The following is a 3,045-nucleotide window of genomic DNA, read 5'->3' as shown; positions in this document are numbered from 1 at the left end:
GAACTATTTCAATTTATCAACAATTAATTATTTAATAATTTCCTATACAACAAAAAGGAAGCTGCTTATCGCACGCTTCCTTTTTGTTCAGTCATTGTTAATGTATTAAGTTTTTGCGTCAGGATTTGAAATGCCTTTCGATCTTGATTATCAAGGGCCTCATCGATTAATTGAAGGATTTTCTCACGTTGAAAGTGTTCGATACTCCTCTGCAGTAATTGTTCTGCAATGATGCCATCCTTCTCATTCACTTGCAGATGTTTGGGAACATATAAATTTTCTTCGAGAACCGCAGCATACTGGTGTGCTTGATTAGAAGCATGAAAGTTTAATTGGATAAAAATATCCTCATCTCGATTTAAGCGAATATCGTGAAAGGATTTCTCAGCATCAGTTGTCATCACATTTTCTTTATAGAATCTAAATGGTACCTTATCGACGCAATGTGTAGACATAATTAAACCTCTCGGACAATACTGTGCTTGCTCCACAAAATGGACCTTCTCCATTAGTTGATCGTGGCTCATTAGATAGTTAAGAATCCAAACACATTCTCTTCTCTTTAATTGATAATGATTTAAAAACCAGCGAATAAAGTCCTTCTTCTCGTTGACAGAAACAGGGGTTGCCATGATAGTTTCCCTCCTCTGCAAATCAGCTTTTTTTTAATCTTTCAACCCTGTAAGACGTTCAAGTAAATCCATATACTCCCCGTTTGTTGGATCCTCATTAAGCAACTGTTTAAAAATTTCGGCGGCGCGGTCACTTTTTCCTTCTTCAATTAGAAAATAACCGTAATCCTGTAAAAAAGTTTCATTTTTCTTAAAAAAAGTATATGCACTTTCATATTTGTCTAATGCGTAAGAAAATTTTTCTAACTTCTGATAGCTTACTGCTGCATCCCACAAAAGTTGGGGTTCTTCATCTTCTTTAATATCAAGTTCAGTAATTAAATCAATGATGTCCTCATATCTTTCTTGAAGGAAAAAGAGTTTATTTAATGTGAGTGCTGCTTCAATAAATCCTGGGTCTAAGGCAAGTGCTTCTCGGAAATACTGTTCTCCTTCTTCCGCTTTCCCCAATTGGGTTGCTATTTTCCCTCCAAGGAAAAATAACTCCTTATTAAATTCATCTTGTTTTATGCCTTCTTGAATGGTAAGTAAACTATTTTCAAGTTCTCCCTCCCTTTCATATGCTAAAGCAAGGTGTAAATATAGCGAATGATATTCTGGATCCAGCTCTTTTAATTCAGTGAATTTTCCAATAGCGGTCTGATAATATCCAGCCTGAAGTGCAGTAAAACCATAGCCGAATAAAGTGTTAATCTCTAACTTTTCATTCATTGCCTTTTCATAATAAACCAATGCTTCCTCAAACATTCCAGATGCACTTAAGAGATCTGCAATCCGTTGATCTATATTTACACCAGCTATTTCATTTTCTTCTTTTAAAACCTTTTCGTATGCTTCCAGTGCCTTGGTCACTTCACCTTGTTCACTGTAAAGTTCTCCTAAAGCAAAATCTATAATGATTTCATCTGGCAATAATTCCTTTGCCTTCAGAAGTTTTCTTTCACAAACTTCATATAACCCTTGAACTTGATAAAGATCGGCCAATAAAAGTAAGGATTGTCCAAAATTTGCATCATATTCTGATATCTTTTCAAGAACAAGAATTGCCTCTTCGTCTTCCCCGGCTTCAACTAATATTTCACCTAACAGGACAAGAAGCTCACCTTCCTCAGGGAATGTTTCTAATAAATTTTCTATTAGTGACTTTGCCTCTTCTAGGAAACCATATTGATACAATTCTTCGCCAAGAAGGAACTTTTCATCGGGCATGCCATTTTGTAATACATCATTATATTCATTTAAGGCCTCATTATGTTGACCATTTTCTAACATGTTAATAATTTTATTCACTCGTTCCATTGACACATACCTCTCGTTCTCCTAGATTGACAGAGAAAAATAGGATGGGATTCGCACCCTAACATGTTCTCCATTTCCAGGTTTAAATATCACTTCACCACCTGCTCGTAGAACTTCTCCCTTGTGGACAGTCACTACGAGTCTATCACTATGATAAAGAAATAAATTCATATCATCAACATTCTGGCTTTCATTTATTTTTGAATATAAATTATAGCTCACTTCTGTACCACACATTAAACTTGCTTTTTGCGGATATACACCAATTTTATTTAATACAGAAACAGCCAATGGGCTATTTTCTTCAATTTCTTCATAAAGAGCCGGGATATTCTCTCTTTTCGTGATACCTTTCCATTTCGACAAAACATTCTTCACTTCCTTCTTATGAACTGAAGAAATTAGTGGAATTAACGGACTGTTGAAGGGAAACATTGCTTCTTTAATCCAACCCCAGGGAATTTGTTCTAATTCATCATGTGATTGAAGGTCAACAAAAATAGCCGGTACTTTTTCCTTCTTACATTTCCTAATAAACGATTGAGTAATCAAATGAACAGGTATTCTTACCCCAATGAGATAGTCAATTGGGCTGCTTAAGAGAGCCGTTTTCAGAGCAGAAATCTTTATTGATAATTCATTTTCGTAGGAAACATTAACATAGGTAAACAAGGTGGTGCAACCTTTCAACAAAAAATCTTCTCTTAAACACTTTTTTAATTCTTGAAAGGTTTCTATTTGTGGAATGTTTGAATTAAATAGAACATAGGTAGGGGCCATAATATATGGATCGGCATTCATTTTTATGAGCCGATAATGTTTGAAATGCGAGTCAATCTTCTCTATTCGGTTGTTACTAATTAATAGTGAACATGTTTTTAATTGCTTGTCTTTCAGGAGATTGGCATTTTCAATGATATACATTATCCACCACCCTTTTCATTGTGTCCTACCTTTCACTTTTCCCTTTAAGACAAGCTATGCGAAAATTCTAAAAACTATGCTATTTAGGAAATAAAATATAAAGAATATTAATATAAGCTTTGCAACATGTCTGTTGATTTGCGCTCCAGGCACTTCGCTTTCCGCGGGCGTGCCGGGGAGCCTCCTCGTC

The 3,045-nt window shown here is 35.3% G+C and carries 3 protein-coding genes; all 3 read right to left on the bottom strand.

The annotated features are described in order from the left end of the window. Nucleotides 1–65: 65 nt before the first annotated feature. From V7659_RS08745 to V7659_RS08735, 3 genes are read right to left on the bottom strand one after another with little or no spacing between them, the layout of a single operon-like run. Nucleotides 66–632, bottom strand: coding sequence for a ReoY family proteolytic degradation factor (locus V7659_RS08745; protein ID WP_335539457.1), 567 nt, complete (start codon nucleotides 630–632; stop codon nucleotides 66–68). Between the two features lie 33 nt (nucleotides 633–665). After that, nucleotides 666–1,931, bottom strand: a complete 1,266-nt coding sequence (locus V7659_RS08740; RefSeq protein ID WP_335539455.1) for a tetratricopeptide repeat protein — start codon at nucleotides 1,929–1,931, stop codon at nucleotides 666–668. 21 nt (nucleotides 1,932–1,952) lie between these two features. Next, nucleotides 1,953–2,855 (bottom strand): hypothetical protein, encoded by a 903-nt coding sequence (locus V7659_RS08735; RefSeq protein WP_335539454.1) that lies wholly within the window; start codon nucleotides 2,853–2,855, stop codon nucleotides 1,953–1,955. Nucleotides 2,856–3,045 lie beyond the last annotated feature (190 nt).

Origin of the sequence: Neobacillus drentensis, assembly GCF_036966985.1 — a bacterium.
Taxonomy (GTDB): Bacteria; Bacillota; Bacilli; order Bacillales; family Cytobacillaceae; genus Neobacillus; species Neobacillus drentensis_E.
Note: the sequence above shows the minus strand (reverse complement) of the source record. Positions and strands in the feature narration are given on the sequence as shown.